General features: G+C 67.9%; 16 protein-coding genes. 5 read left to right on the top strand and 11 right to left on the bottom strand.

Translation table 11 applies throughout. The annotated features are described in order from the left end of the window. Positions 1-2: 2 nt before the first annotated feature. The 7 genes from AC5P99_RS04750 to ccmA are packed head-to-tail and all read right to left on the bottom strand — an operon-like array spanning position 3 to position 5,267. A complete protein-coding gene (locus AC5P99_RS04750) occupies positions 3-620 on the bottom strand; it encodes a DsbE family thiol:disulfide interchange protein (protein WP_005410345.1) in 618 nt (205 codons plus the stop codon). A gap of 8 nt (positions 621-628) precedes the next feature. Next, positions 629-2,548: a heme lyase CcmF/NrfE family subunit gene (locus AC5P99_RS04745; protein ID WP_169448335.1), complete on the bottom strand. Its 1,920-nt coding sequence runs from the start codon at positions 2,546-2,548 to the stop codon at positions 629-631. Continuing rightward, positions 2,549-3,010, bottom strand: a complete 462-nt coding sequence (gene ccmE / locus AC5P99_RS04740; protein ID WP_005413989.1) for a cytochrome c maturation protein CcmE — start codon at positions 3,008-3,010, stop codon at positions 2,549-2,551. It abuts the gene before it with no gap. Continuing rightward, on the bottom strand, positions 3,007-3,195 hold the full coding sequence (gene ccmD, locus AC5P99_RS04735) for a heme exporter protein CcmD (RefSeq protein ID WP_005413988.1): 189 nt from the start codon (positions 3,193-3,195) through the stop codon (positions 3,007-3,009). The genes ccmE and ccmD overlap by 4 nt, the downstream gene beginning before the upstream one ends. Continuing rightward, complete coding sequence (gene ccmC / locus AC5P99_RS04730; protein WP_043035336.1) at positions 3,192-3,962, bottom strand: heme ABC transporter permease CcmC; 771 nt, start codon at positions 3,960-3,962, stop codon at positions 3,192-3,194. Before ccmC ends, ccmD begins: the two co-directional genes overlap by 4 nt. A 43-nt stretch (positions 3,963-4,005) precedes the next feature. Further along, positions 4,006-4,701 carry a heme exporter protein CcmB gene (gene ccmB / locus AC5P99_RS04725; protein ID WP_005410340.1) on the bottom strand — a complete coding sequence of 232 codons (696 nt, stop codon included), beginning with the start codon at positions 4,699-4,701 and terminating at the stop codon, positions 4,006-4,008. After that, complete coding sequence (gene ccmA / locus AC5P99_RS04720) at positions 4,698-5,267, bottom strand: heme ABC exporter ATP-binding protein CcmA (RefSeq protein ID WP_407070841.1); 570 nt, start codon at positions 5,265-5,267, stop codon at positions 4,698-4,700. The genes ccmB and ccmA overlap by 4 nt, the downstream gene beginning before the upstream one ends. A gap of 247 nt (positions 5,268-5,514) precedes the next feature. Between ccmA and AC5P99_RS04715 the strand changes: the two genes are divergently transcribed. The 3 genes from AC5P99_RS04715 to AC5P99_RS04705 all read left to right on the top strand — a co-directional run bounded on the left by AC5P99_RS04715 (position 5,515) and on the right by AC5P99_RS04705 (position 8,022). Then, positions 5,515-6,663, top strand: a complete 1,149-nt coding sequence (locus tag AC5P99_RS04715) for a pyridoxal phosphate-dependent aminotransferase (RefSeq protein ID WP_005410338.1) — start codon at positions 5,515-5,517, stop codon at positions 6,661-6,663. Positions 6,664-6,677: 14 nt separating this feature from the next. After that, a complete protein-coding gene (locus AC5P99_RS04710) occupies positions 6,678-7,496 on the top strand; it encodes an amidohydrolase (protein WP_049451696.1) in 819 nt (272 codons plus the stop codon). Between the two features lie 91 nt (positions 7,497-7,587). Further along, positions 7,588-8,022 (top strand): hypothetical protein, encoded by a 435-nt coding sequence (locus AC5P99_RS04705; protein ID WP_005410336.1) that lies wholly within the window; start codon positions 7,588-7,590, stop codon positions 8,020-8,022. Here the strand turns inward: AC5P99_RS04705 and AC5P99_RS04700 are convergent. Beyond that, a complete protein-coding gene (locus AC5P99_RS04700) occupies positions 8,009-8,302 on the bottom strand; it encodes a hypothetical protein (protein ID WP_005413984.1) in 294 nt (97 codons plus the stop codon). The two genes, AC5P99_RS04705 and AC5P99_RS04700, sit on opposite strands and share 14 nt — an antisense overlap. A gap of 354 nt (positions 8,303-8,656) precedes the next feature. Here AC5P99_RS04700 and AC5P99_RS04695 point away from each other — a divergent pair, with 354 nt between their 5' ends. Beyond that, entirely contained in the window at positions 8,657-9,064 is a 408-nt protein-coding gene (locus AC5P99_RS04695) for a hypothetical protein (RefSeq protein WP_049451698.1), read from the top strand. 68 nt (positions 9,065-9,132) lie between these two features. On the opposite strand, the gene AC5P99_RS04690 is transcribed toward AC5P99_RS04695, so the two are convergent. Next, positions 9,133-10,287: an MFS transporter gene (locus tag AC5P99_RS04690; protein WP_049451700.1), complete on the bottom strand. Its 1,155-nt coding sequence runs from the start codon at positions 10,285-10,287 to the stop codon at positions 9,133-9,135. A gap of 90 nt (positions 10,288-10,377) precedes the next feature. Between AC5P99_RS04690 and AC5P99_RS04685 the strand changes: the two genes are divergently transcribed. Continuing rightward, positions 10,378-11,166 (top strand): AraC family transcriptional regulator, encoded by a 789-nt coding sequence (locus AC5P99_RS04685; RefSeq protein ID WP_005410333.1) that lies wholly within the window; start codon positions 10,378-10,380, stop codon positions 11,164-11,166. A gap of 116 nt (positions 11,167-11,282) precedes the next feature. Here AC5P99_RS04685 and AC5P99_RS04680 read toward each other — a convergent pair whose 3' ends face one another. Beyond that, a complete protein-coding gene (locus AC5P99_RS04680; RefSeq protein WP_005413982.1) occupies positions 11,283-12,911 on the bottom strand; it encodes a pseudouridine synthase in 1,629 nt (542 codons plus the stop codon). After that, positions 12,904-13,779 (bottom strand): SMC-Scp complex subunit ScpB, encoded by an 876-nt coding sequence (gene scpB, locus AC5P99_RS04675; protein ID WP_005410331.1) that lies wholly within the window; start codon positions 13,777-13,779, stop codon positions 12,904-12,906. The genes AC5P99_RS04680 and scpB overlap by 8 nt, the downstream gene beginning before the upstream one ends. Between the last annotated feature and the right edge of the window lie 7 nt (positions 13,780-13,786).

Here is a 13,786-nt window from a genome sequence, read left to right as displayed (position 1 = left end):
GCTCAGGGCGCCGTGTGCAGCGTGCTGCCGGCATTGCCCTGGGCCTTCTCGATCTTCTCCAGCGCCGGGATCAGCTTCTCGTCGACCACGCGCTGGGTCATCGCACCGCTGTACTTCCAGCGCACGATGCCGCTGCCGTCGACAAGGAAGGTTTCCGGTGCGGCGGTCACGCCCCAGTCGATCGCGGTGCGGCCTTCCACGTCGCTGAGCACGACCATGAACGGGTTGCCCAGCTGTTCCAGCCAATGCAGGGCATCGGTCGGTTCATCCTTCCAGTTGTAGCCGATCACGCGCACGCGCTTGCTCTCGGCGAAACGGGTCAGCACCGGGTGTTCCTCGCGGCAGGCCGCGCACCAGCTGCCCCACACGTTCAACAGGTACGGCGCGCCACGCAGTTCGTCGCTGTGCACGATCATTTCCGGGTCGTGCAGCACCGGCAGCGCGAACGCTGGCGCCGGCTTGTCGATCAGCGCCGATGGCAGCACGTCGCGCTGCGGATCACCCGATTTCATAACCCCGTAGATCATCAGCCCGAGCAGGCCGAAGAAGAACAGCACGCCGATCACGATGGCTACCGGCGGCAGCGGGCGGGAGGGGCGCGGGGCGGGGGACTCGGACATGGAAACTCCTACGGACGACGGAAACGGCGGTCGGCGGCGGTGATGAATCCGCCCAGGGCCATCAGCAGCGCGCCCAGCCAGATCCAGCGCACGAACGGCTTGATGTGCACCCGTACCGCCCATGCATTGTTGCCCAGCGGCTCGCCCAATGCTACGTAGACATCGCCGTCGAAGCGTGCATCGATGCCGGCCTCGGTCATCACCTGGCCGCCGCTGGCGTACTGGCGCTTCTCCGGGTGCAGCAGGGCCAGTTCGCGGCCTTCGCGGAACACCCGCAGGTGACCGCGGTCGGCGATGAAATTGGGGCCTTCGCGATGGTCCACGCCCTCGAAGCGCACTTCGTAGCGACCGATCACCAGCTGCTGGCCCGGGGCCAGCGCCACTTCGCGCTGCACGTTCAAGGCTTCCACCAGCAGCGCGCCGGCCAGGAACACGGCGATGCCGGCGTGGGCAACGATCATGCCGAGCATTTCGGCGGTGAAGCGGCCGTTGCCGCGCAGTCGCTGCCAGACGAAGCGTGCGGTACCGAGTGCGACCCAGGCCGCAGCGGCCACGCCGATGCCGGCCTTCCAGCCGTTCTGCGGCGCCTGCCACCAGGCCAGCGCGCCCAGCAGCAGCGCCAGGCCCAGCCACGGTGCCAGCAGCGCGAAGGCGCGCGAGGGCTGGTCACGCTGCCATTTCACCAGCGGGCCGAACGGCAGCAGCAGGATCATTGGCGCCATCAGCAGCAGGAACAGGCTGCCGAAGTAGGGCGGGCCGACCGAGATCTTGCCCAGCGACAGCGCATCGGCCAGCAACGGATACAGCGTGCCGAGCAGCACCATCGCGCAGGCCGTGGCCAGCAGCAGGTTGTTGGCCAGCAGCAGGGTCTCGCGCGAGGTGGCAGTGAAGCCACGGCGCGGGTCGTCGGCGTCCACGCTCAGCTGGCTGGCGCGCAGCGCGTACAGCAGCAGGCTGCCACCGACCAGCACCGACAGGAACACCAGGATGAACAGGCCACGCGAGGGATCGGCGGCGAACGAATGCACGCTGGTCAGCACACCGGAGCGGACCAGGAAGGTGCCCAGCAGCGACAGCGCGAAGGCCGCGATCGCCAGCAGCAGGGTCCAACTGCCGAACGTGCCGCGCTTTTCAGTGACGGCCTGCGAATGGATCAGTGCCGCACCGACCAGCCATGGCATGAAGCTGGCGTTCTCCACCGGGTCCCAGAACCACCAGCCACCCCAGCCCAGCTCGTAGTAGGCCCACCAGCTGCCCAGCGCGATGCCCAGGGTCAGGAAGCCCCACGCGACGTTCGTCCACGGCCGCGTCCAGCGCAGCCAGCGCGCATCCACGCGACCTTCCAGCAGCGCCGCCACCGCGAATGCGAACGGAACGGCGAAACCCACGTAACCGATGTACAGCATCGGTGGATGGATGATCAGCCCCGGGTCCTGCAGCAGTGGGTTGAGATCGCGCCCTTCCAGCGGCGCCGGGTTCAGGCGCAGGAACGGGTTGGAAGTGAAGATCAGGAAGGCGAGGAAGCCGACGCTGACGATGCCCATCACCGCCAGTACGCGCGCCTGCACCGGTGCCGGCAGGTGCCGGGAGAACAGCGCCACCGCGCCGGTCCACAATGCCAGCACCAGCGCCCACATCAGCAGTGAGCCTTCATGCGCGCCCCAGACCGCCGAATAGCGGTAGATCATCGGCAGCAGCGAATTGGAGTTCTCGGCCACGTAGCGCACTGAGAAATCCTGCTGCACGAATGCGGCGGTCAGCACCGCGAACGCGCCGGCAAGCAGCAGCAGCTGCGCGAACGCGGCTGGCCGTGCGACCGCCATCCATGCCGTGTTGTTGCGATGTGCGCCGACCAGCGGCAGGCCGGCCTGCAGCAGCGAGGCCAGCAATGCGCACATCAGCAGGATCTGACCCAGTTCGGGCAGCACTCAGCGCACCTCGGGGGCCGTCACCGGCACATCGTGCTTGCGGTGGGCATCGCCCATCTTGTCGGCCACTTCCTTCGGCACGTACTTCTCATCGTGCTTGGCCAGCACTTCGTCGGCGACGAAGGTGCCGCCCTGCAGGCGGCCGCTGGCGACCACCGCCGTGCCTTCGGCGAACATGTCCGGCAGGATCCGCGAGGTGGTCACTGCCAGCTGCGCGTCGCCGTCGGTCACTTCAAAACGTGCTTCCAGCGAGCCGACCGGCCGATTGAAAGAGCCCTTCACCACCATGCCGCCCAAGCGGAAGCGCGACTGCGCATCGACATCACCGCGCAGCACTTCCGAAGGCGTGTACAGGTAGGCGATGTTGCGCTCCAGTGCCATCGCCACCAGCGCAGTGGCCAGGCCGGAGGCGAGCAGGGCCAGCAGCACCCATGCCAAGCGGCGACGCTGTACCGGGGTCATCGTTCCAGCTCCGTCGACAGCGGCACAGCTGCGTCCTGCCTGCCGGCGCGGGTCTGCTGCCGCTGCTGGCGGGCCAGTGCCAGCCGGCGTGCCACGCGCAGGCGCAGCCACGAACCGATGGCGTCGGCGCCGAGCACCAGCACGAACACGGCGTAGGCGCCGATCACATAGGGAAGGTGGGTCATGGCTGGGCCTCCCGGACCGGGCGTTCGGCACCGACGCGTCCACCGACCCAGGCCTTGCCGGCCTCGCGGTCGAGATTGTCGGCGCGCGCCTTGGCCAGCACCGAACCGGCGAACCAGAACTTGGTGCCGATCACCATCCACCACAGCGGCGCGATCATCGCGCTGCTGATCGCCGATTCACCGAACACGTTGATCGACTGGCGCTGATGCAGGCCGCCCCACCAGTCCACCGAATAGCGGATCACCGGCAGCAGGCTGACGCCGACGATGGCCAGCAGTCCCGCCGCACGTGCGGCGCTGCGGCGGTCCTCGATGGCGTGGTAGAGGCCGATCACGCCCAGGTACAGGAACAGCAGCACCAGCTCGCTGGTCATGCGCGGGTCCCAGTCCCACCAGGTGCCCCAGGTACCCTTGCCCCAGATGCTGCCGGTCAGCAGGGTGATCAGGGTGAAACCGGCGCCCATCGGCGCGCAGGCCATGGCCAGGATCTCGCAGACCTTGATCCGCCAGATCAGCGCGATGGCGGCATACAGCGCCATCAGCGCGAATACGAACAGGCTCATCCAGGCACTGGGCACGTGGATGTAAAGGATGCGGAAGCTGTCCAGCTGCTTGGCTTCCGGCGGCACCACCAGCAGCGCCTGCCACATGCCGACCAGCAGCACCGGCATCGCCGCGAGGTAGAACACCCGCGACCAGCGGGCAGCGAAACGGTCGAACGTGGGAGGCGAACCGAGTTGGTGGAACCAGCGGACAATCGGATTCATGCGTGGCGGCTATCCAGCAGGGGTGGATTGGCTCTCAGCTCGGTCAACTCAGAGAAATACGTATTGCAGCGGCAGTGGCCAGCGGAGCCAGCACCAGCGCGAGCAGCAGGCCAGCGCCCAGCATCAGCAGCGCACCGACCGGATCCTGCCCGCGTCCGGCTGCCGCCAGGCTGCCGGCGCCGAACACAAGCACCGGCACGTACAGCGGCAGCGACAGCAGCGCCACGAGAATACCAGAGCGTCGGATGCCAACGGTCAGTGCGGCGACCACGCCACCGATCAGGCTCAGCAACGGCGTTCCCAGCAGCAACGATGCCAGCAACATCGGCAGCTGGTCATGCGGCAGATGCAGCATTTCGGCCAACAGCGGGCTGACCACGATCAGCGGCAGCGCAGTGGTCGCCCAGTGCAGGAGCACGCGCACCAGCACCAGCCAGGCCAGCGGCACCGGTGCCAGCAGCCACTGTTCCAGCGAGCCATCTTCAGCGTCGGAACGGAACAGTGAATCCAGCGACAGCTGGCCCGCCAGCAGCACAGCAAGCCACAGCACCGCGCCGGCGGTGGCGGCCAGCAGCTGTGGTTCGCGGCCTTGGGCCAGCGCGAACAGCACCACTACCAGCACCGCGAACAGCAGGGGTTGCAGCGCATCGCCGCGGCGGCGCCAGAGCAGGCGCAGGTCGCGCTTGAGCAGGGCGCCTGCGGTCTGCCACAGGCCTGGCTCGGTACCCGGCGCGATCATGCGGCACCGCCGAGGTCGAGCTGGCGGGTACGCACCGGCGGTGCGGCATAGGCGCCATGGGTGGTGACCAGCGCAGCGCCGCCGGCACGCAGGTGCGCCGAGATCATGCGGTTGACCAGGGTGATGCCCTCCAGGTCGAGGTTGGCATAGGGCTCGTCCAGCAGCCACAGCGGCGCCGGCGACAGCCAGATGCGTGCCAGTGCCAGCCGCCGCTTCTGCCCGGCGGACAGATGCCGAACGAGAGTGTCCTCATAACCGGCCAGGCCCACGATGGCCAGCGCGTTGCCGGGCATCTGCCGCGCACGCCGTCCATGCAGGCCGCACAGGAAGTGCAGGTTCTCCAGCGTGTCCAGGTCTGGCTTCAGGGCCGGCAGATGGCTGAGGTAGGCCACGTAGCGTGCACGTTCGGCATTGCTCGCCGGCTTGCCGTCGATCCGCACCTGGCCGGCGCCGGGCCGGGCCAGGCCGGCCAGCACGCGCAGCAGGGTGGTCTTGCCGGCGCCATTGCCGCCCTGCACCAGCAGGGCTTCGCCGGCGTCCACATGGAAGTCCAGCGGGCCGAACACCGGCTCGTCATTGCGGGAGAAGCTCAGGCCGCTGGCGGCCAGCAATGCAGGGGTGTTCAAGGGGCAGGGGTCTTCATGCCGGAGTGCGATGGCAATTGTAGCGGTGAATGCCGATGGTAGTGCCGGCCGCTGGCCGGCAGATGCGACCCGGCGTCGCAGATCGTCCCAGGGGGGCCGGCCAGCGGCCGGCACTACCGACGCGCGGATTGCGTAAACTCGCAGGCCTGTTCCCCCACAGCCCAGGCCGATGCAACCGAACACCAAGCTGCCCAAGGTCGGTACCACGATCTTCACCGTGATGTCCCAGCTCGCCGCCGAACACGGCGCAGTCAACCTGGGCCAGGGTTTTCCGGACTTTTCGGCGCCGCAGCGCCTGATCGACGAGACCGCCAGGGCGATGGCCGCCGGGCTGAACCAGTACCCGCCGATGACCGGCGTGGCGCCGCTGCGCCAGGCCATCGCGCAGAAGGCGCTGGACTGCTACGGCGCGCAGGTCGATGCGGACAGCGAGATCACCGTCACCAGTGGCGGTACCGAGGCCATCTTCAACGCCATCCACGCCGTGGTGCGTGCCGGCGAGGAAGTGATCGTGCTCGACCCGGCGTATGACTGCTATGAACCGGCGATCGACCTGGCCGGTGCCAAGGCCGTGCATGTGTCGCTGGATCCGCAGACCTTCGCGGTCGACTGGGACCGCGTGCGTGCGGCGATCACCCCGCGCACCCGCATGCTGATCGTCAACACCCCGCACAACCCGTCCGGCGCGATGCTGTCGGCGCAGGACATGCAGGCACTGGCCGAGCTGCTGCGTGGCACGCAGATCTACCTGATCTCAGATGAGGTGTACGAACACATCATCTACGACGGCCGCCGCCATGAATCGGCGCTGCGCTACCCGGAACTGCGCGAGCGCGCGTTCGTGATCTCTAGCTTCGGCAAGACCTATCACTGCACCGGCTGGAAGATCGGCTATGCGATCGCACCACCGGCACTGACCGCCGAGTTCCGCAAGGTGCACCAGTACAACACCTTCACCAGCTTCGGCCCGGCGCAGTACGGCTTCGCCGCGATGATCCGCGACGAACCCGAACACCACCTGGAGCTGGGCGCGTTCTACCAGGCCAAGCGCGACCGTTTCCGCGAGCAGCTGGCCGGCACCCGCCTGAAGGCGCTGCCGGTCCCCGGCGGCTACTTCCAGCTGGTCGACTACTCGGCCATCAGCGACCTGCCGGACCATGAGTTCGTGAAGTGGCTGACCATCGAGAAGGGCGTGACCGCGATCCCGCTGTCGCCGTTCTACGAAAACCCGCCGGCCGGCCAGCGCCTGGTGCGCCTGTGCTTTGCCAAGAATGAAGCAACGATGGACGCGGCGATCGAACGCCTGCGCCTGCTCTGAGCGGAGGCGTGAACATGCAGGACCTGCGCATTTCCCTCGTCCAGGGCGACACCCGCTGGCACGATCCGGCCGGCAACCGCGCCTACTACGGCGCGCTGCTGGCACCGCTGGCCGGCACCACCGACCTGGTGATCCTGCCGGAGACCTTCACCAGTGGTTTCTCCAACGACGCCATTGCCCAGGCCGAAGGCATGGACGGCCCGACCGTGGCCTGGGTGCGCGAACAGGCCAGAACCTTGAACGCGGCGGTGATCGGCAGCGTGCAGCTGCGCGACGGCGAGGGCGTCTACAACCGCCTGCTGTTCGCCACGCCCGATGGCGACCTGCAGTACTACGACAAGCGCCACCTGTTCCGCTACGGCGGCGAGCACGAGCGCTATGCCGCCGGTCGCGACCGCCTGAGCGTGGAATGGAAGGGCTGGCGGATCAATCCGCAGGTCTGCTACGACCTGCGTTTCCCGGTGTTCTGCCGCAACCGCTATAACGTGGAGCGTCCGCAGCAGCTGGATTTCGACCTGCAGATCTTCGTCGCCAACTGGCCGTCGGCGCGCGCCTATGCGTGGAAGACGCTGCTGCGTGCGCGGGCGATCGAGAACCTGTGCTTCGTGGCGGCGGTGAACCGTGTCGGCGTCGATGGCAACCAGCTGCACTACGCAGGCGACAGCGCGGTGCTGGATTTCCTCGGCCAGCCGCAGGTGGAGATCCGCGAGCGCGAACAGGTGGTCACCACCACCATCTCGGCCGAGGCGCTGGCCGCACACCGCGCGCGTTTCCCGGCGATGCTCGATGCCGATGCCTTCCACCTGGACGAACAGGCCTGTGCACCGGCCTGAACACTGCTGCACCAGCGCGTGCGCCTGCATCCAACGTGCACGCGCGCGCTGCTAGATTCGCCGGCAGTCCGACCGAACTGGAAGTCCTGCCATGAACAAGCCCTTCGCCCTGCTGCTTGCCCTGTCTGCCGCATCGCTGGCCCCGGCCGCGCACGCCGCTGGCAACCTCGACTGCGAGCTGCGCTACAACCTCTCTGGCTGGTCGCTGATCTACAAGACTGCATCCGGCAATGGCACGGTCACCTGCAGCAATGGCGCCAGCATGCCGGTGCGCATCCAGATGAAGGGCGGCGGCCTGACCGTGGGCAAGTCGAAGATCACCAACGGACGTGGCAGCTTCACCGGCGCAGTCAGCGTCAACGAGCTGCTGGGTACTTACGCCTCGGTCGGCGCGCATGCCGGTGCGGTGAAGTCCAGCAACGCGCAGGTGATGACCAAGGGCGACATCTCGCTGGCCCTGTCCGGTACCGGCAAGGGCTGGGATCTGGGCGTGGACGGCACCGCGTTCACCCTCAGCCGGCGCTGAGGCGCGACGGCGCGGCAGTTCCCCAGCTGATGCGGATGTAGTGCTGTTCGGAATCGCTCAACAACCGTTCGACACCGAAACCATTCTTCAGCAGCTGTGCGACCACGTCTTCGACGAGCTGCTCGCTGGCCATCACCTGGCTGAAGCCGAACACGATGTAGCGGCGGCCATTTTCCGAGCCGATCTGGATGGCGTTGTCGAGATCGCGGTAGAACAGTTCGATCGGGCGCTTGGCGGCATCGACGTTGGCGCGGGCCTGTTCGGCGGTGATGGTGATCATGGGCATCTGCCTTGTGTGGGAGCGCGCGCACGATAGCCAGCAACCGGATGTGAATTCCGGGCGTGGTGCACAACACCTCGTGTTTGCAGCAATTCCTAACCCGGGGTGTGAACATTGGGACAGGCACGAAATGTGCTGCGCGATGGTGGGCATCCTGCATCGACGTGAAGTCATCAGGAAGGGATGAGTGGCAGCCCCAGCGCAGGCGTGCAACGCCCCCGCCCACAAGGGATCCCGCCGTGATCCGGGGGCTGTGTGCGCGCAGCGATTAACGTTTCCTTGATCCCGCAGTAACCCTGCAGTGAATAACAGGGACATCCCAGCGATTCTGCTGGGGATCATAGGAGACGCTGAATGGAGTTCAGAACGTCCGTGCTGCTCGTGGCCCTCATCGCCGCGCCCGCCATCGCCCACGCCGAAGTCTGCCTGTCCGACAGCGGAATCGTCGTGTCCTGTCCAAGGCTGTTGCCGCATCCCGTGACGTCCCGGTTCGAGATTGGGACCTTGCCGCGTGTGGCGGGCTCGCCCTCGGAAATCTACATCACAGGGGGCGGCCAGGTGGATGGAACGAGTAATTTCTCGGTGTATGCCAATGGCCAGTTCCTGTGCCGTACCAATGACAATCTCGACGGTGGCAACACCACGCCGATCCGACATTGCACCGCGACCATCGCAACGCCTGGAACCTACGTGATCTCGGCGTCGCGCAACAATGCCGGCAACTTCCTGGCGCCGATGGACGAAGTGATCAACGTCCAGTAGTCGGTTGCCCGCTGATCCTGGCCCCGGGGCAGGGACCCGGGGTCCCCATGGCCGCAGGAGCGGTTTCTTCACCGAGGCGCTGCACGTCCCGGGCTTTCGCCGTCAATTGACCGACCCCGCTTCAGCCAGAGCGCCAGCAGGCCACACGCGATAACGGTCGGTGCCAGCATCTGCACTGCACCGACCAGCGCCATTGCCGCACCGATCAACAGGTAGTAGAGCAGGCCGAACAGCGCGCCTGCGCTGCCGAGACAGTGTGGATAGCCGCGCAGGGCCTGGCCGAGCACATTGGGAATGGCAAGGCCGAAGCCCGTCACCACCGGCACCATCGCCGCGATCAGGGCAGGGTGATCATGCAGCAGCGCGGCCAGCAGGCCTCCCGTCAGGACCAGTCCTGCAGCGATGCGGATGCGCGTGGTTGCGGCAACGCCTGCACGCAGCAGGCGGCCATTGCCCCACGCGCCCAGTGCCGAGCCCAGTGCCAGCACCGCGCCGCTGGCGCCGAACCAGGTGGCTGGCCAGTCCAGGCGCGCAAACACGAAGGGGCCGAGCACATACCAGCTGTACATTGCCACGTTGAAGGCCATCACCAGCAACGCGTGTGACCAGATCCAGCGATCGCGCAGCAGTTCCCGCAGCAACGGCAGCATGGGCGCGTGCGGGATCTGTGCAGGGCGGCTTTCGCGCAGGCCCGCCAGGCATGCGACTGCCAGCAGGGCAGCGATCAGCAGCAGGCCGGACTGTACGCCGACATAGCCATGGGCGGCGACCAGCAGCGTGCCCAGTGCAAGGCCGATGGCCGGGCTCAGGGCCAGGGCCATGCCGATCCAGGAGAATGCCTGCGCCAACGCGGGTCCCTGCAGGTGGTCGCGTAGTACGGTCTGGGTTACCACCGAGGCCGCCGCCGCACCCAGTGCGGCCAGTGCCTGTGCCAGCAGGACCTGGCCGAAGGTGCTGGCCAGCAGGCCGCCGCAGGCGGCCAGTGCGAACACGGCCAGCCCGCATAGCAGGGCAGGGCGACGACCGATACGATCGGCCAGGCGCCCCCACAGCAGCACGCCTGCAGCGAAGCCGAACAGGTACAGGCTCATGGCCTGGCTGGCGGCACTCGGCGGCAGGGCGAAGCGTTCGGCCAGATCGGCCAGGGCCGGGCTGTACAGGGTCTGTGCCAACTGCGGGAACATCAGCAGTGCAATGGTGAGCAACAACAGGCGGCGCGACATGCGGGCGCTCCAGGAACAGGGCCGCGCATTGTGGTCGCGTCCGCAATGGCGCACTCTGTCTATCCTGTCATCGAATGTATGAAATAAGACATGGCCTGGTTGCAGCCGCACGCGCACTTCGACGCCGATGCCTGGAGCGCTCCGGTGCTGGGGATTGCAGCCTCACTGGCGGATCACGACTCGGGTTGGCACCAGCATGCACGCGCGCAGCTGCTGTATACCCGGCAGGGCTGCACGCGCCTGACCTACGGTGATCGCATCAGCCTGCTGCCGCCCGCGCGCGCCGCGTGGATTCCGGGCGGGCTGCGCCATCGCGCGCAGATGCGCCAGGCGGTCGACTACCGTTCGTTGTACTTCGACGCCACGCTGTCGGCCCAGCTGCCCCGGCAGCCGGCGATCATCGGCGTGGGGTCGCTGCTGCAGGCCTTGCTGGAGCCGATCGCGCAGGCGCCGTTCGACCATGACTGGCAGTCGCCGCGCGCGCACCACCAACTGGCGTTGTGCGTGCTGGAAATCGCTGCTGCACCGGTGGCGCCGATGGACCTGCCTCTGCCTCGTGATCCGCGGATCGCACGGTGCCTCCCGGTGGCCGAACAGCTGCCGCCCGAACTGGGGGAGCTGGCCGCGCGCACGGGCCTGAGCGCGCGTACCGTCGGCCGGTTGATGCAGCGTGATACCGGCATGAGCTACCAGGCCTGGCGCCAGCAATGGCGCCTGATGCGGGCCATGGAGTTGCTGCTGCTGGGCCAACGCGTGGCGCACGTGGCGCAGGACACCGGCTTCTCCGCCGAGAGCCCGTTCATCGCCTTCTTCCGCGGCATGACCGGCACCACACCCGCCGCGTTCCAGCGCCACGCAAAAGGGGACGGAGGGGATTAAGTCGCTTTCGCCCCTTTGACACAGGCCGTGGCAAAAACGACTTAATCCCCTCCGTCCCCTTTTCAACGAAAAACCCCGGCCTGCGCCGGGGTTTTTCATTTCAGGCGTGCCGGTGATCAGCCGCCGCGCGGGCCGCTGCGGCGCGGGCCGCCCGGACCGCGGTTGCCGCCGGGGCCACCCGGGCCACGGTTGCCACCCGGACCGCCGGGGCCGCGATTGCCGCCCGGACCACGGTTGCCACCACCCGGCCCGCGACCGCCCGGACGGGCGCCCTGCGCCGGCTTGGGGCTGCCATACGGGTTGAAGCCCGGCGTGGCGTGGTCGGACGGGAAGCTCGGGGCATTGCCCGGATGGCCATACGGGTGCTTGTTGCCCTGGCCCTGCGAGCGGTTGCCGGCACCGGCCGGACGACCCTGGCCGCCTGCGCCGCCACGGCCTTCACCGCCGAAACCGCCACGGCCCTGTCCGCCACCCGCGCCCGGACCTTTCGGCTTGCCGTACGGACGGCCCTGGCCGCCTGCGCCCGGACCACGGGCACCCGGGCCGCGCGCGCCCGGACCGGCATTGCGATGGCCGCTCGGGCCCGTGCTCACGCCATCCGGCACGTACCAGGTGCGGAACGCGGCCGGGTTGCCTTCCGGCAGCGAACGGTCGTTCTTCTGGGTGCGCTGCTTGAACGGCTTCTGCGACTGCTTGGCTGCTGCTTCACCGCTGACCGTCAGGCCACCCTTGAAACCGCCGCCCTTGCCGCCGCGGCCACGGCCGCGGTCTTCGCGGACGTTGTCGAAGCGACGCAGCTCGCGGCCTTCGTCCGCGGTGTTATGGCCGTTGACGTAGGCATTGCCACGGCCACCTTCGCGCACGCGCACGGTGGTCTTGGCGGCGCGACGCTGGCCGATCACCGGCTGCAGGGTCAGAGCCGACGGCGCGCCTTCTTCCAGCTTCAGCTGCGCACGCAGGGCTTCAACCTGGGCGGTGCCCAGTTCCACCGAATGGCCACGGGCCAGTTCGCGCGGCAGGCTCACCTTGCCGTAGCGGGTGCGCTTCAGGCGGCTGACCTGGCAGCCCTGCGACTCCCACAGACGGCGCACTTCGCGGTTGCGGCCTTCCTTCACCACGACGCGGAACCAGTCGTGCGAGTCGGTGCCGCCGATGCGTTCGATCTCGTCGAACTTGGCCGGGCCGTCTTCCAGTGCCACGCCGCGTGCGAGGCGGTCGACGATGGCGTCGGAGACCTTCTCCTCACCTTCCGGGGCGCGCACGCGCACCACGTACTCGCGCTCGACCTCGAACGACGGGTGCATCATGGCGTTGGCCAGTTCACCGTCGGTGGTGGCCAGCAGCAGGCCGGTGGTGTTGATGTCCAGGCGGCCGATGGCGATCCAGCGCGCGCCCTTCAGCGGCGGCAGCGATTCGAACACGGTCGGGCGGCCTTCGGGGTCTTCGCGGGTGGTCACTTCGCCTTCCGGCTTGTTGTAGACCAGCACGCGCGACGGTTCGGCCAGGGCGGTGGCGACGAAGCCGCGGCCATCCAGCTCGATCTTGTCGCCGCTCTTGACCGACATGCCGGTCTGCGCGACTTCACCGTTGACCTTGACCAGGCCTTCGGCGATGCGCTGTTCCAGCGCGCGGCGCGAACCCAGGCCGGCCTGGGCCAGCACCTTGTGCAGGCGCTCTTCCAGCTTGAACTGTTCGGAGGTGGCTTCGCGCTTGAGCGAGAGCTTGTTACGGGGGGTGTCACTCATCAGTTTTGCTCCGGCCGACGGTTTCGGGGTCGGCCTCTGGTTCGGAATCGGCTTGGTCAACAGCCACGGTCGTCATCGCGACGGCGTTGTCTTCGCGTTCGTTCAGGGGCACCGCGCGCTCGCCCGGCGCGGAATCGGGGTGCCCATCATCAAGGGGCGAAGGTGCTTGCTCATCGGAAGCCGACGCAGACGCTGCGTCGGCGGAATCGGGGGTGTCGCTGCCGGCCAGGCCGGCGTCATCGTTGGCAGCAGCGCCATCGGCGCCAGCCGAAATGTCCGGACCCTCGGCACTGGCGGCGGCCGGTGCGTCGCGGTCCAGGGCCAGCTGGGGTTCCAGCTCGCCCAGGTCCTTCAGTTCCGACAGCGGCGGCAACTCGTCCAGGCGCTTCAGGCCGAAGTAGTCCAGGAAGCCCTTGGTGGTGCCGAACAGGGCAGGCTTGCCGGGCACGTCGCGGTGGCCGACCACGCGGATCCACTCGCGTTCCTCCAGCGCCTGGATGATGTTGCTGCTGACCGCCACGCCGCGCACCTGCTCGATCTCGCCACGGGTGATCGGCTGCCGATAGGCGATCAGCGCCAGGGTTTCCAGGGTGGCACGGGTATAGCGGGTCTTGCGTTCGGTCCACAGCCGGCTGATCCAGCCATGCACTTCGCCGGTCACCTGGTAGCGGAAGCCGGAGGCGACCTCGACCAGTTCCACGCCACGGCCTTCGCAGGCTTCGCGCAGGCGCTCAAGCGCACGTTCGATGCTGCCCGGCGGTGCCGGCTCCTCTTCCGGGAACAGGTCTTTCAGCTGGGCCAGGGTGAGCGGCTGGCTGGAGGCCAGCAGGGCACCCTCGACAATGCGGTTGATCAGCGTTTGGTCCATCGGCAGT

Source organism: Stenotrophomonas sp. YJH_SMC_80, from assembly GCF_059372495.1.
This window is presented reverse-complemented; position numbering and strand designations above follow the sequence as displayed.